We start from the raw sequence: 14,482 nt of genomic DNA, 5'->3' as shown, positions 1-14,482 counted from the left end.
TTTGATCTAACATTGCTAACGTCTCCAAAGGAGTAAATGTTTATTTGATAACAGGATATTAAATGAATTGAATAAATAGGTAAAACAGTTTGTTTTTATTTTATTGATCGGATTTACAGATTTATTAAAAAATTCATCATTAATTTCAAAGTTCTATATGGGGTCAAAAGATTAATTTTCAAGTAGTTTAGAGCAAGAATAAGGATTTTCAGCTAAGATTAAAACAAGATATTTGAGACTTGAATGATGGAATTACAACGCGGTATTTATCAACATTATAAGGGACAGCTTTATCAGGTGTTTCATGTCGCCACGCACAGTGAAACTGAAGAAAAGCTGGTGGTTTATCAATGTCTCTATGGGGATTATTCAATTTGGGTACGTCCTTTAACGATGTTCACTGAAACCATTACCACTAACGATGATCGTGAAGTGGAGCGTTTTAAATTGATTCAGGCACTTTAAGCCCAACAGACTCAGGGAAGAGTGATGCAAAACTCAGATAAATTTGAAATATTCATGCAAGAATTATATGAAAAATTTCATATGCATGATCATAAGCAGGCAGATCGCCTGCACCGATACCGGAATATAGAGCCAGAATCCGGTCAATTTTTGTCTATGCTGATTCGTGCGCAACAATCGAAAAGTATTTTGGAAATTGGCACTTCTACCGGTTATTCCACTCTATGGCTGGCGGAAGCGGCTCGGCAGACTCAAGCCATGATTACAACTCTTGAAGTTGATGCAGAACGGGTTGCTCAGGCAAAGCAATATGCGACAGAAATAGATCTTGCAGATTTAATCAATTTTAAAGTGATTGATGCACAAGTTTATCTGAAGGAAGAACAGGAAATATTTGATTTTATCCTGTTAGATGCTGAACGAGATGCTTATGTCAGTTACTGGCCACATTTGAGTCGATTACTTAAAGCAAAGGGCGGGTTACTGGTAGTTGATAATGTCATTTCACATGCAGCAGAAGTCGAAGAGTTTATTGCCTTAATTCAGCAAGACCCACGTTTTATCATGAGTATTGTACCCATAGGCGCAGGTTTGCTGATGGTGGGATTTCGTTAAATGGATTCGCTTTAATCCATGCAAATTTTATTAAAATGTAAATTATATTCGAGATACTTTTCTACGAATGCGGCTTTGTCTTGGCGTCTTAACAGGTTGTCATAAATAAATTCAGGTACGGGATGATACAGCTCGGCATGACCATTACTGTATACAATTTTCAGGTGGCGGCTTGAGGGATTGTATTTCCAAGAAATCACGGTAAGCAGTTTTTGCATATGCGTTCCTCCACTGAATATTTCTTATCTTATCATTTGAACTTATGCCATATGGCTCTGCAGATGTATAGCTCAATTGTAAGAATCGGTAAGGATTATGAGAAAGCGAAGCAAAAGATATGCCTGAATTTTTATATGATGGATCAAGAAAGAAATAGGACTGCAATATTTAAAGTCCTAACAAAATAATTTAAAAAAATAAAATCCAGTATTGCACTGACATAAAAGTTCAAACCATAAAAAACCACGCTAAAAAGCGTGGTTTTTTTGAATCAGTTCAATCTAATTAAAATTAGATTTTACCCACTAGGTCGATTGAAGGAGCAAGAGTTGCATCGCCTTCTTTCCATTTAGCTGGGCAAACTTCGCCTGGGTGAGCGTGTACATACTGAGCTGCTTTAACTTTACGAAGAAGTTCTTGAGCGTCACGGCCGATACCACCAGCGTTGATTTCAACGATTTGGATTTTACCTTCTGGATCGATCACGAAAGTACCACGATCAGCAAGGCCGTCAGCTTCGATTAATACGTCAAAGTTTTTAGCAAGAGTCCAGTTTGCATCACCAACCATTACATACTGGATTTTTTTGATTTCTTCTGAAGAATCGTGCCAAGCTTTGTGAGTGAAATGCGTGTCAGTAGAAACTGAGTAGATTTCAACGCCTAGTTTTTGGAATTCAGCGTAGTTGTCAGCAAGGTCACCAAGTTCAGTCGGGCAAACGAAAGTGAAGTCAGCTGGGTAGAAGAATACAACAGACCATTTGCCTTTCAGGTCAGCTTCAGTAACTTCAATGAATTTGCCGTTTTGGAATGCAGTTGCTTTAAATGGTTTAACTTCAGTATTAATTAAGCTCATCATTGTCTCCATGATTGAGGTAGTCTTTGATTTTGAATAAGAGTATCGAAATTTTGGTTGATGCTAAAATGGTATTTTTACATTACAAACATCGGAAAAACCGAATTAAGTAAAAACGCGCCACTTTGGCAAAATCGCTTTGTTCATTGAGCAGCATCAAGATGATGGCCTGATGACAAAATTATCTCTTTTTCCTCGTGCTAGCAAACATGATGTTGAAACCAAAAAATTCAAGGGTCAATTCGGAAAAAAGCATAATTTCCACAAAATAATTTAAATATCAATTCCAAACTTGGACTTATGATTAAATCTAATCAGGGAAACTCATGCGTGTCATTTAGATATTTTGACAGGTTTATAGTGCGGAATTGAGAGAAATCAGGCAGCCAAAGCCAATTTGTCCGGCACTTAACAGAACTACGACTATCTGAAATCTAATGAACCAAGTAAAATAAACCTTTCCGGTTTTTTGATGTGGGTGTTTTCTCTGTGCAGAGTCATTTAAATGTAGATCAATGGATAATGGCGCGTGACCGTCACCGTTTAAATCGACTGAAAAAGGGGAAAGACGCAGATGCGAAGCAGTATCAGGAATTATTTGAAAAATCCAATCTGAAAGTACGGCAACGGCTTGAACGTCTTCCGAACATCAAGCTGAATCAGGATCTGCCGGTTACCCAATACACTGACAAACTGATTGCTGCGATTCAAAAGCATCAGGTGATTATTGTGGCCGGTGAAACCGGTTCTGGTAAAACCACCCAGTTACCGCAAATTGCCATGCTGGCCGGACGTGGTCTGACCGGAATGATCGGGCATACCCAACCGCGTCGACTGGCAGCTCGCAGCGTATCACAGCGTATTGCCGAAGAAGTTGGTGAAAAACTTGGGGAATCAATTTCCTTTAAAGTGCGTTTTACGGAACAGGGTTCACAAGATTCAATTGTGCGTTTGATGACTGACGGTATTTTACTGGCCGAACTGACGCATGACCGTTACCTGACCAAATATGACACGATTATTATTGATGAAGCGCATGAACGTTCGCTGAATATCGACTTCATTATGGGCTATCTGAAGCAGCTGTTGCCGCGTCGTCCCGATCTGAAAGTCATCATTACTTCAGCAACCCTGGATGTAAACCGTTTTAGCAGTTATTTCAATGGTGCGCCAATTTTTGAAGTGGAAGGCCGCAGCTTCCCAGTTGAGCTGCGTTATCGCCCGATCTCGGAAATGAGCATTGGCGGTAGTGATGATGATGAGTTTGATGATTTTGAAGAAAACCTGCCCCGTGCCGTAGTCAAAGCAGTTGAAGAATGCTTTCAGGATGCACAGGAAAAAGGCCATCCTGAACATGCCGACATCCTTATTTTTGCCAGTACTGAACAGGAAATTCGCGAGTTACAGGAAACCCTGATCAAACATGGGCCACGCCATACGGAAGTATTAACTTTATATGCGCGTCTAGCGCTGGCTGAACAGCAAAAAATCTTTAATCCTTCTGGTGGTGGGCGACGCATTATTATTGCCACCAACGTAGCAGAAACGGCTTTAACCGTTCCGAATATCCGTTATGTAATTGACAGCGGTTTTGCGCGTATTTCACGTTATAACTATCGTTCACGGGTGCAGCGTTTACCGATTGAAGCTGTTTCTCAGGCAGCCGCGAACCAGCGTAAAGGCCGTTGTGGCCGTATTGCGCCGGGTGTCTGTATACGCCTGTATTCTGAAGATGACTTCCTCAGCCGTCCTGAGTTTACCGAACCGGAGATCAAGCGAACCAACCTAGCATCGGTGATTTTACAGATGCAAAGTTTGGGGCTGGGTTCACTGGAAGACTTCGACTTTATTGAACCGCCAGATCACCGTCTGGTGAATGATGGGCGTAAGTTATTGATTGAGCTGGGGGCTTTATCCGAGAAAAAACTTGAGCTTACCAAAATCGGTTATCAAATGGCGAAAATGCCGATCGATCCACGTCTGGCCCGCATGATTCTTGGTGGTGCACATTTTGGCGTGCTGAATGAAGTGCTGGTGATTGTGGCAGCACTTGCAGTTCAGGACCCACGTGAACGTCCTGCGGATAAACAGATGCAGGCGGATCAGAAGCATGCATTATTCCGTGAAGCCGATTCTGATTTCCTGTTCTATATCAAGCTTTGGGAAACCCTACACAATAACCGCGATAGCATGAGCGAGAGTAAGCGCCGTACATTTGCACGAAATCATTTCCTGAGCTGGCTGCGTCTGCGTGAATGGAAGAAAACTCATGAGCAGCTGGTGGATTTGGCTAAGGGCTTAAAACTGTCATTTAATGAAAAGAAAGCCAGTTATGAGAATTTGCATCGTGCCTTGTTGACCGGTCTGTTATCGTTTATCGCCAACAAGACCGATGAGCGTAATGTCTTTATGGCAGTACGTCAGCAAAAAGCGCGGATTTTCCCGGCTTCTACCTTGCACAAGACCAATACGCCGTGGGTGATGGCCTTTGAAATGGTCGAAACCTCCCAGGTGTATTTACGTACCCTGGCCAAGATTGAACCGGAATGGATTCTGCTAGCCGCACGTGACCTGCTCAAGCATCATTATTTTGAACCGCACTGGTCGAAAAAAGCTGGTGTAGTGAATGCCTATGATCAGATTTCATTATTTGGTCTGATCATTGAGCCGAAACGCCCAATCAATTATGAAAAAGTTGATCAGGCAGCTGCACATGAAATCTTCTTGCGGGATGCTTTAACTACCGGTCATCTAGGGATTACTCCACCATTTTTAAAGCATAACTTGCTTAAACTGGAAGAAGTCGAGCGGGTAGAAGACAAGCTGCGCCGTCGTGATCTGGTTGTTGATGAAGAAACCATTTACCAGTTCTATGCTTCCAAAGTGCCGTCTGAAGTAGCCAGCCGTCGTACTTTTGAAGACTGGCGTGCCACGGTTGAGCCTCAACAGCCACGCTATTTATTTGTTGATGACGATGCGCTGTGGCTAAATGATCGTCCAACCACACAACAATTTCCGGACTATTTGCAGAATGGTAGCCTGCGTCTGGCTGCAACCTATCGTTTTGACCCGAGTCATGATGAAGATGGCGCGACAGTTAAAATTCCACTGCAAGCTTTGGCACAGGTCGATGAAGGTATCTGGTCATGGGGGATTCCGGGTTGGCGTCTGGATCTGATTGAAGCATTGCTAAAAGCTTTGCCGAAGGATAAGCGCCGTAATCTGGTGCCGATTCCGGATACTGCACAAAAACTCATAGCAAAAGTAGATGCGCAGGATTTACAGAAACATATTTTTAGTTTCTTGGCATTCCAGTTGCGAGGCGATCAAATCACGGAGAAAGATTTCAGCTTTGACCGGGTCGATCAGTATCTGTTGCCTTTTATTAAAGTTACTGATGAAAAAGGCCGTGTCATTGAACAAGGGCGTGATCTTGCTGAGCTGAAAGCGCGCTGCCGGACTGAAACGCATAGTCCGGTCAAACAGCTTAAAGGTGAATTTAAAACCTTCCCAGAAAGCTTTGTATTTGAAGCCTCGCAAAAAGTCACCGGTGTCGTGGTCAAGCAATATCAGGCGCTGGTTCCGACTAAAGCTTTTTCTGCCCTGGAGCAGAAAGATGAATCGGGTGTGGTGATTCAGACTTTTAATGATCAGGCTGAAGCGATCAAAAAACATCGTGAAGGAGTGATCCGACTGGTGCATATGCAACTCGGAGACTTGACCCGCCAGTTGAAAAAACAGATTTCCAAACCTCTGGCGCTGGCTTATTCACCACTCGGTGATAAGGCACAACTGGAACAAATGTTAGTTTATGCCACACTGCACATGTCTATTAATGAATTACCTGTCAATGCGCAAGAGTTCCAAAAACTGGTTGAAGATGTAAAAAAATCTTTCTTGACTTATGGCCAAGTTGCCCTGAAAGAGATCACGGATATTTATATCCAGTGGCAGGAAATCCGCCGGAAATTATTGGTTTTAGATCATTCTGTGTTTGAAAAAAATATCAATGATATTGAAGATCAACTTGATTTAATGAGCCTTTCTGACTTTGTGTATCGTAAACCTTCCGATGTATGGAGCGAATTTCCACGTTATTTGAAAGCCTTGATCTTGCGTTTAGAGCGCTTGCCCAATAATCTACAAAGGGACAATTCCGCCATTGACCAAATTGATCAATGGATGGAAAAATTATTCAAGTTTAAAGATGACCCTCGCCTGAAAGAATTGTATTTCATGGTCGAGGAGTTAAGAATCTCATTGTTTTCACAACCGATGAAAACAAAAGCACCCGTGTCTCCAACTCGCTTGCAAAAAGTATGGGATCGTCTTGGAATCAGTTAAGATATAGGTAATTCAGATAAGGAATTTTACATGGGCATCCGCATTACGGGTACGGGCTTATTCCATCCGGAACATGTCATTACCAATGAAGAATTAGTTGAAAGTTTAAATGCTTATGTGGAACTTTTTAATCACGAAAATGCTGACAAAATCGCTGCAGGCGAAGTGGAAGCACGTCGTGGTTCTAGCGCAGACTTTATTGAAAAAGCATCTGGCGTACAACGCCGTTATGTCGTAGAAAAATCAGGTATTCTTGATCCAAAACGCTTACGTCCAAATTTACGTGAACGTGAAGATGATGAAATTTCACTGCAGGCAGAATGGGGTGTAATCGCAGCCAAGCAGGCGATGGAAAATGCCGGTGTGACTGCCGAAGACATTGATATCGTGATCTTGTCATGTTCGAATTTGCAACGTGCTTATCCTGCTGTCGCCATCGAAATTCAGACCGCTCTAGGCATCAAAGGTTATGCCTATGACATGAACGTGGCGTGTTCTGCAGCAACATTTGGTCTGAAACAGGCTTATGATGCGATCAAAGCAGGCGCGCGCCGTGTGTTATTGGTGAATGTGGAAATTACCTCTGCACATACCGATTTCCGTTCACGTGACTGTCACTTTATTTTTGGTGATGTGGCAACCGCTTCAATTATTGAAAATACCGACAGCAAAACCGGTTTTGAAATTCTGGATTCTGAGTTGTTTACCCAGTTCTCGAATAACATCCGCAATAACTTTGGTTTCTTGAATACTTCTGAAAATGCTGACATTGACGACAAACGTTTCCGTCAGGATGGTCGTAAGGTATTTAAAGAAGTCTGTCCACTGGTTGCGAAAATGATTACTGCGCAACTGGAAAAGAATCAGATTGAGCCTACAGGTGTTAAACGCTTCTGGTTACACCAGGCCAATGCCAGTATGAATGAACTGATCCTGAAACTGGTCGTCGGCAAAGAAAATGCCAAACCTGGTCTGGTACCGATCATTCTGAATGAGTTTGCCAACACTTCTTCTGCCGGGGTGATCATCGCCTTGCACCGTAGTGCACATGAAGTTGAAGATGGTGAATACGGCGTGTTGTGCTCATTTGGTGCGGGTTATTCGGTAGGTTCGATTCTGGTCCAAAAGCGCGTGGCATAATTCGGGGTAGATAAGGAGCAGACAGCTTGCAGGTCAAACATGATGGGCAATGGATTAGACGCTTAAGTGCCTTATCTAAATTATATTTTACCCCTACATTTTTAGGGGCTGAATATATTGATGCCAGTCGGCCTGCAATGTATGTCGGTAATCATTCCATGTACGGCATCTTTGATTCGCCGATGCTGATTGATTACCTCTATAACGAACATAAAGTGGCTGTGGTCAGTATTGCGGATCATAGCCATTTTTATGTGCCCTTGTGGCGTGAAGCCGTGAAAAAATTTGGGGCAGTCGATGGCATCCAGCATTATGTACGCGCTGTGATGCAGCAGGGCTATTCCATTCTGGTGTTTCCGGGAGGTGGGCGCGAAGTACTCAAACGTCAGGGTGAACAGTATCAACTGATCTGGAAACAACGCTACGGGTTTTTAAAGCTGGCTCAGGAATTTAACTATGATATTGTCCCTTTTGCCGCGCTTGGTGGGGATGAAGTCTATGAGATTGGCTTTGATGCCAATAAGATCATCCAGCATAAATATTTTCAGAAACTTCTCAAAGTACCACAACTCAATAAGTTATTACGTCAGGGCGATGTGATTCCATCTTTGCCTAAACGATTATTCCCAAAACGCCTGCCATTTTATTTTCAGTTTATGCCGCGACAATCGATTGCTCAGGTTCAGACTCAGGAAGAGCTGATTGCATTTCGACACAGCTTGCAGCAACATATTTATACCGGCTTGGCCGAGCTTAAGGCGCTACGTCAGCAAGACTAAAAAAGAAAAATTCTTCCTGTAAAATCTAGGCTATGATCTATTGAAATGTTCTATTTTTAGCAATCAGGATGCATGGACGATTTTATAGTGCAAGTGATGCCATAATGTATTTTTAAGTGTTCACTGATTGGCGATCAAGGACTCAGCATGATCCAATATAAAAATAAGATGATTCTAAGATGACCGAGGTGTACGTATGGAACAGGAAAACTTGGTAGCATCTTTAAGGTTATTGGCACAACAATGTTTACGGATTTCTCCAGAGCTGAACCAGCTTTATCTTGATCAGATGGCAATAATTGGTCATCTGAATGCACAAAATTTAATAAAAATTCAGCAGGATCAGTGCCGGATTGAATTGCTGGATGGTCTGTTTTATATCCAGTTTCATACTCCCTATGCACTAGACTCTGGAGCTGCACCTGCTTTGGTTGACAGTCATTTTTATTTTCAGCAATGTAAGGCAGAAGCCCTGGAGGAATTCTTTTTACAGGATATCTATTTCCTGACTGGCGATTTAAAACCACAGCATTCGCTGTATTTACGCGACAAAGCCAAACAGTTACGTCAGCTTATCCTGGCTCAGGTTTATGCGTGGGTTAATGGCCTGGAACGGGTGTCCGAATTTTTGCAGCAAATGTCGATTGTTCAAGCTGAGATTATCGACCAGCAGCTGATCAAGGCCGGGTTGTATACAGCACCTGTCATGCAAAACTTTATTCAGGATGAACAAGAGATTCCACAGCAGATTCTTGAAAGCTTGCAACAGGCTTTTTCTTTGGAGTGTCTACAGCAGGATGAATTCCTGTCGATCCAGTCATTGATGGACAGTCTGGATGAGTTCTGTTTTAGCGCCGCACAGTTTTTGCCTCCGGCACTGTTCCGGATTATGTCGCTGTCTTTTGAAGAGCGCTTTAATCTGCATGAATTGAATGATCATACTGATGATATCTGTTTGCTATATCGGCATGCTGAGGAGCAAAGTAATTTGCTCGGTTTTGTCCGATTGATGAACCGGGACGTGTGGCATCGGGATGATTTATTATCCAAACGGAATTTCCTGGAAAATCATCCGTATTTATGGCAGAAAAAAGTAGCCCGATTGCCACTATTTGATTGTCATCGTGCCGTGAACTGGATCTTCAAGCAATCGGCCGAGGTACTGGACTGGATCAGTAATAATATCCAGCATAGCAGTGTGCGGGTCGCAGTAACGGCCCTAAGTTTTGTAGACAGCCATCATATTCATCCGCAGATTATTCTGGCGACCTTACAATATTTTCAATATGTCTCGGCGCGACTGTTTATTCATAGCATGCATGAATATGCGATCCAGCATGACTGGTTTCAGCACCAGCATAATCAGGCGGTGGTATTAAAAGGCACACGCCAATCGATTGAGGATCAACGGATTGCGATTAGTCCCTCAATTCTGTATCTGGATGAATGGATGGAGCTGCTGCGCAATGTGGTCAAAATGGATGATCAGCTGACCAAAAAGGTTTATCTGAACTTGAGCCGGATGATGCAGGCGTATATGCAGTATTTATATAAAATTACGGTGCATTTGCCAGATGAGGTTCTGGTGTATATTCAGCCTCCAAGCCAGCAGAACCGTGATTTCTATAATGTTCTGCACCGCTATCGAATTCCTTTTACTGAGTTCAGGCAGCTATTTTATTTGCAAAGCGGGCATGTACGGGAGTCGCTCTTTGACAGTTATGTGCGTGACTATCTGGTAGAGTATTTTTCCAGCCATACAGAAATACCGAAAAATCTGAGCTGGACCAGTTTGTTTAATCAGGCGGTCGTCTGGCATGATCAGATTCAAAAGCAGGAAATGATCGCCAAGCTGAAAAAACAGTTTGCACTGGTGAACTGGACGCCAATCACTCAGGTTTCATTTTTACTGTATTTCAACTGGCGTTTTGAAGAGCTTAAAACTTTGGATCGGATTTTAGAGGAATCTAAAATTTTCAGGAACTGTCTGGCGGCAAGCTATGCTCAGCAAATTGTGGAAAGGCAGTATGTGGCCTTTCGTATGTCTCATCCTGCTGTGCGCCTACCCTTGATCTTGGGGTGTCAATTGGTCAATGGACAGGTGATCTTTGATCAGCTGGAATATCCGAACAATCAGAAAGCAGAAGCTGAATACAGCAATATCGCCATGCATTTTATTAACTGGCTCAACTTGCAAGCCTGACAGTTCAATACAGCTTGTTTTCCTCCATGATGCTTAACTTTTCCGCTAAAAATCGTTAGGCTATAGCCGTTCTTTTACGGTATTGCTCTTATGAAACAGGAAACTGCCCTTAAGTTACTCAAAGCAGGAGAAAATGTCTTTTTAACCGGTTCTGCCGGTGCAGGAAAAACCTATACGCTGAATCAATATATTAATTATTTAAAGGCACGTAAGGTCGCCGTCGCGATTACCGCATCGACCGGTATTGCAGCCACACACATGAATGGTATGACTATTCATACCTGGGCAGGCATTGGCATTAAAGACTTTTTGTCTGAAGAAGACTTAAAGCGGATGAAAGAGCGCAAATACTTAAAAGAACATCTGGAAAATGCGCAAGTCCTGATTATTGATGAAATTTCCATGCTGCATGCCAAGCAGCTGAATCTGGTCAATCAGGTATTGAAATATTTCAAGGAAAGTGATGAAGCTTTCGGTGGTATTCAGGTGATTGTGGCAGGGGACTTTTTCCAGTTGCCACCAGTTGGTAAAAATGATGAGCGCAACCGGGACAAATTCTGCTTTATGTCAGATGCGTGGGTTGAAGCCAAGTTTCGCGTCTGTTACCTGACCGAGCAGCATCGTCAGGGCAATGATTATCTGAATGACATCCTGAACGCGATTCGTGCACAGGCGATTAGCCATGAACATCGTACGGCTTTACAGGCAACCCGACATCAAGAAATCGGCGATACCTATACGCGCCTGTATACGCATAATATGGATGTGGACAGTATTAACTTTAAACATCTGAATGAAATTGACAATGATCCACGCCAGTTTGATGCGCAGTGCGATGGCAATGAAAAGCTGATCGAGACTTTAAAATCGTCAGTGCGAGCGCCTGAAGCCTTAACCTTGAAAAAACATGCCAAAGTCATGTTTGTAAAAAACAACTTTGATATGGGTTATATCAATGGCAGTCTGGGCGAAGTCATCAGTTTTGAAGAGGATGATGAATATGGTGTGCTGCCTAAAGTCAAATTGACCGATGGTACTACATTGGTGGTTGAGCCTGAAACCTGGTCGGTAGACAATGAGGCCGGTAAAACCATTGCCAGTTTCCAGCAGATTCCATTGCGTCTGGCTTGGGCGATTACCATTCATAAATCACAAGGCATGACTTTGGAAGCCGCTGAAATTGATCTGAGTCATACCTTTGAAAAAGGCCAGGGCTATGTCGCCTTGTCCCGTTTAAAAAGCTTAAATGGCTTACGTTTAAAAGGCTTTAATGAACAGGCTTTGGAGCTCGATAGTCTGGCGATTAAAGCCGATCGCCGTTTTCAGGAACTTTCTGATGAAGCCGAAGCGAATTTCGAAAATGTCGATTTGACTGCGCAGCACAAAGCCTTTATCCGACATTGTGGCGGGACTTTGAATGAAGTTGAAATCCAGCGCAATGAGAAGAAAATTGCCAAGAATGCTGGAAAACAAAGCTATGCCACTGCAACGTTAGATGAAACGCGTGAACTGTTTGAAGAAGGCTATGAAATTGCCGATATCGCGACTGAACGTGGTTTGACTCCGGCAACCATCATCAATCATTTGGGACGTTTGCATAAAGAGCAGGGACTGGATATTTCAGTTGCCCATCCGGGTGAGGAAGTGGTGGAGCAGGTTCGCAAGATTTATAAACGCCTGACCAAGCGTCAAAACTCGGAGCATTTTAATGATGACGGTTCTATTAAGCTGCGTCCGATTGTGGAATTGACTACGCCTAAAATGGCTTATGACCAGGTGCGTCTAGCACTACTATTTGTAGAGTAATCATCAAAATGATGTTTAAGAGTTCTTAAGATGCACAGTTTATTCGTATACGGCACGCTTCGTCCGCAGCAACCCAATGCCCATGTGATGGAACGGATTGGGGGAAGCTGGAAAGCCGGTTATATTCGTGGGCATTTGCAGCAGCGCGGTTGGGGTGCTGAGCTGGGCAGTCCGGGTATTCAGCTCAGTGATTCGGGAGAGACTGTTACCGGTTATGTATTCATATCCGAGAATCTCCCTAAATATTGGAATGAGCTGGATGTATTTGAAGGCGATGAATATCAACGTATTCCGGTTAAAGTATATTTGGAAAATGGTCAGATGGTAGAAAGTTTGGTCTATGCTTTGAAAGATTAGACTGGTAGGTGTCATTTATTGAATTTCTGATTTTTATCAGGTCACCGCTTTTAAAGATCATACACTTTTCTTTGCTTGAATTTCGAAAGGTCGAATTAATAAAGTATTCCGTTGATCTGATAGTATCTTGTGAGCAAGCCTGACGTACTGCTTTAGAGATTAGCGCAAGATAATCATCGGGCGATCTGCATATTTCCGGTCATGTAATGTATTTTTGAGAAATTATTGCATACTGGGAATACGCGCTGATGATTTGTACATTTATTGTGTACTAATCAATAACGATAAAATCCCAGCCGCAATTAAAGGACCGACTGGAACACCGCGTAATACTGCTACACCTGCTACTGTGCCTAATAACAGTCCGGCCACTACATCTGGCTGATTGGACATCAGCTTCACTCCACGTCCTCCCAGCCAAGCGACAAAGACCCCAATCGCGATTGCCAGCAAAGACTTCCAGCTCAGGAAAGATTTGAGAATACTTTCCCCTGAAATTTTGCCACTGGCAATTGGTGTCAGAACACCAATGGTCAGAATAATAATGCCGATATTTAAACCGTGCGCCTGTACATAAGGCAATAAACTGCTGAGAGGTGTGATTTTTAAAACAATTAATACCGCTGCAGCAATGGTGACGGCACTATTGTGACTGAAAATACCGCAAGCCAGTAAAACCAAAAGAACAATCAGATTCAAATCAAGTTGCGACATAAGCGGGAGAGAAAGAATGAAAAATAAAGCTATTGTAGAGCTTTTCAACGCATGATACCTAGAAAACAGCGGAAGAGACCAAATTCATGACTGTTTCAGGATAGAATGCACAGGTCTTCACTCGATACAGGTATAAACAGATGCTATTGGAAAAAATGTTGCAGTCACAAGGTTTCGGCTCCCGCAAGCATTGTCAGCAACTGATTAAAAATGGTGCTGTTTCAATTCAAGATGAAGTGGTTGACAATCCTAAATATAACCTGGATTTAAATCATTTAAATTTCGAGGTTTATGGTAAAAGTCATACCTATCGGGAAAAAGTTTATATCGCCTTAAACAAACCACAAGGCTACGAGTGTTCGCATCAGGCGACGCATCATTTTAGTGTGTTTGACCTGTTTGATGACATTTTGCTGAATCGGGGGATTCAGTGTGTAGGCCGTCTGGATCAGGATACCACCGGACTATTATTGCTGACCGATGATGGACAGTTTCTGCAAGCGCTCACCCATCCGAAAAAGCATGTCGCCAAAGTTTATCAGATGCAAACTGCGGATGCCGTCACGGATGAACAGATTCAGCAACTAGAACAAGGTGTTGAATTAAGAAATGAAAAAGGCATTTTTTCAGCTACCGAAGTGACACGATTGGCTGAGAACCGTCTGCAAATGACCATTCATCAAGGTGTTTATCATCAGGTAAAACGCATGCTGGCTGCCGTAGGTAATAAAGTTGAACAGCTACATCGTGCACAGATTGGTGTTTTGGCCTTGCCTGAACTGGCTGAAGGAGAATGGTTGTATTTAAATGCAGAACATATGGCGCAGGCCAAATTCCGCTCAGAATAATAATTTTTTTATTCGCTTGAAATGTGATTAGGGTGTGTTGACACTTTTAGCTTAAAAAAATAGCGAAGTAGTAAAATCAAATCGCCAAACCCAATTTTACTATTCGCTATGCCTCGTACCATGCTGACAGATCAACA

Annotated in this window: 12 protein-coding genes; 9 read left to right on the top strand and 3 right to left on the bottom strand. The window is 42.7% G+C overall.

Translation table 11 applies throughout. The annotated features are described in order from the left end of the window. Positions 1 to 246 precede the first annotated feature (246 nt). Both ACTL4S_RS15760 and ACTL4S_RS15755 read left to right on the top strand, forming a co-directional pair. Positions 247 to 465, top strand: coding sequence for a DUF1653 domain-containing protein (locus ACTL4S_RS15760; protein WP_034436473.1), 219 nt, complete (start codon positions 247 to 249; stop codon positions 463 to 465). Positions 466 to 489: 24 nt separating this feature from the next. After that, on the top strand, positions 490 to 1,080 hold the full coding sequence (locus ACTL4S_RS15755; protein ID WP_441299654.1) for an O-methyltransferase: 591 nt from the start codon (positions 490 to 492) through the stop codon (positions 1,078 to 1,080). Positions 1,081 to 1,091: 11 nt separating this feature from the next. Here ACTL4S_RS15755 and ACTL4S_RS15750 read toward each other — a convergent pair whose 3' ends face one another. Further along, positions 1,092 to 1,298, bottom strand: coding sequence for a KTSC domain-containing protein (locus tag ACTL4S_RS15750; RefSeq protein ID WP_004645498.1), 207 nt, complete (start codon positions 1,296 to 1,298; stop codon positions 1,092 to 1,094). Between the two features lie 292 nt (positions 1,299 to 1,590). Next, positions 1,591 to 2,154: an alkyl hydroperoxide reductase subunit C gene (gene ahpC / locus ACTL4S_RS15745; protein ID WP_004278916.1), complete on the bottom strand. Its 564-nt coding sequence runs from the start codon at positions 2,152 to 2,154 to the stop codon at positions 1,591 to 1,593. A 489-nt stretch (positions 2,155 to 2,643) separates the two neighbouring features. On the opposite strand from ahpC, the gene hrpA reads away from it, so the two are divergent. From hrpA to ACTL4S_RS15715, 6 genes are all read left to right on the top strand, one after another. Beyond that, positions 2,644 to 6,498: an ATP-dependent RNA helicase HrpA gene (hrpA, locus tag ACTL4S_RS15740; RefSeq protein ID WP_441299653.1), complete on the top strand. Its 3,855-nt coding sequence runs from the start codon at positions 2,644 to 2,646 to the stop codon at positions 6,496 to 6,498. Between the two features lie 30 nt (positions 6,499 to 6,528). Then, the gene (locus ACTL4S_RS15735) at positions 6,529 to 7,638 is read left to right on the top strand and encodes a beta-ketoacyl-ACP synthase III (protein WP_441299652.1); all 1,110 of its coding nucleotides are present in this window, start codon (positions 6,529 to 6,531) and stop codon (positions 7,636 to 7,638) included. A gap of 26 nt (positions 7,639 to 7,664) precedes the next feature. Continuing rightward, positions 7,665 to 8,417: a 1-acyl-sn-glycerol-3-phosphate acyltransferase gene (locus ACTL4S_RS15730; protein WP_004278913.1), complete on the top strand. Its 753-nt coding sequence runs from the start codon at positions 7,665 to 7,667 to the stop codon at positions 8,415 to 8,417. Positions 8,418 to 8,613: 196 nt separating this feature from the next. Next, positions 8,614 to 10,620 (top strand): hypothetical protein, encoded by a 2,007-nt coding sequence (locus ACTL4S_RS15725; protein WP_441299651.1) that lies wholly within the window; start codon positions 8,614 to 8,616, stop codon positions 10,618 to 10,620. 90 nt (positions 10,621 to 10,710) lie between these two features. Then, positions 10,711 to 12,426 carry a DEAD/DEAH box helicase gene (locus ACTL4S_RS15720; RefSeq protein ID WP_004278911.1) on the top strand — a complete coding sequence of 572 codons (1,716 nt, stop codon included), beginning with the start codon at positions 10,711 to 10,713 and terminating at the stop codon, positions 12,424 to 12,426. A gap of 30 nt (positions 12,427 to 12,456) precedes the next feature. Further along, positions 12,457 to 12,783, top strand: a complete 327-nt coding sequence (locus ACTL4S_RS15715; protein ID WP_071851983.1) for a gamma-glutamylcyclotransferase family protein — start codon at positions 12,457 to 12,459, stop codon at positions 12,781 to 12,783. Positions 12,784 to 13,044: 261 nt separating this feature from the next. On the opposite strand, the gene ACTL4S_RS15710 is transcribed toward ACTL4S_RS15715, so the two are convergent. Beyond that, on the bottom strand, positions 13,045 to 13,497 hold the full coding sequence (locus ACTL4S_RS15710; protein WP_004645490.1) for a DUF441 domain-containing protein: 453 nt from the start codon (positions 13,495 to 13,497) through the stop codon (positions 13,045 to 13,047). Positions 13,498 to 13,637: 140 nt separating this feature from the next. Between ACTL4S_RS15710 and ACTL4S_RS15705 the strand changes: the two genes are divergently transcribed. Continuing rightward, positions 13,638 to 14,345 (top strand): pseudouridine synthase, encoded by a 708-nt coding sequence (locus tag ACTL4S_RS15705; RefSeq protein WP_441299650.1) that lies wholly within the window; start codon positions 13,638 to 13,640, stop codon positions 14,343 to 14,345. Positions 14,346 to 14,482 lie beyond the last annotated feature (137 nt).

It is taken from the genome of Acinetobacter lwoffii, from assembly GCF_052078135.1.
Classification (GTDB): Bacteria; Pseudomonadota; Gammaproteobacteria; order Pseudomonadales; family Moraxellaceae; genus Acinetobacter; species Acinetobacter lwoffii_Z.
Note: the sequence above shows the minus strand (reverse complement) of the source record. Positions and strands in the feature narration are given on the sequence as shown.